Raw genomic sequence first — 524 nt, 5'->3', positions numbered from 1 at the left:
AGCCGTTTGGAACCCGGAAAGTTCTATGCCCTCCCCCAATCTCCGCAGCTTTTCAAGCAAATTCTCGTGTGCTCGGGGGTGGAGCGCTACTTCCAGATCGTGCGGTGCTTTCGCGATGAGGACCTTCGCGCCGACCGCCAGCCGGAGTTCACCCAGCTCGATATGGAAATGGCCTTCCTTGAGGATCCGGAGGAGCTTTTCACTCTTCTTGAAGGCCTTGTGACCCATGTTTTCCGTAAAACAATAGGGGTGGAAATTGAGACTCCGTTTCCCCGCATTCCCTACGCCGAAGCCATGCGTCGCTTCGGCACGGACAAACCCGATCTCCGGTTCGGGATGGAAATCGTGGACTTCACCGACCTTTTCTCCGACTCCGGTTTTCGGGTGTTTGCGGAGGCTATAGCAAACGGGGGTGTGATCCGCGGCCTTCCTCTCCCGGGCGGGGCCGACCTTTCCCGCTCCGAACTGAACAAGATCGAAGCGGCCGTGAAAAATCAAGGCCTCGGTGGAATTCTTTGGGTCAA

At 57.1% G+C, this 524-nt stretch carries 1 protein-coding gene; it reads left to right on the top strand.

Annotated elements, in window-relative coordinates; all coding sequences use genetic code 11:
* Nucleotides 1–524: aspartate--tRNA ligase (locus H5T41_11355; GenBank protein MBC7109355.1), on the top strand; the 524-nt coding region annotated here is incomplete at both ends.

It is taken from the genome of Methanomassiliicoccales archaeon (assembly GCA_014361295.1).
GTDB lineage: Archaea > Thermoplasmatota > Thermoplasmata > Methanomassiliicoccales > JACIVX01 > JACIVX01.
This window is presented reverse-complemented; position numbering and strand designations above follow the sequence as displayed.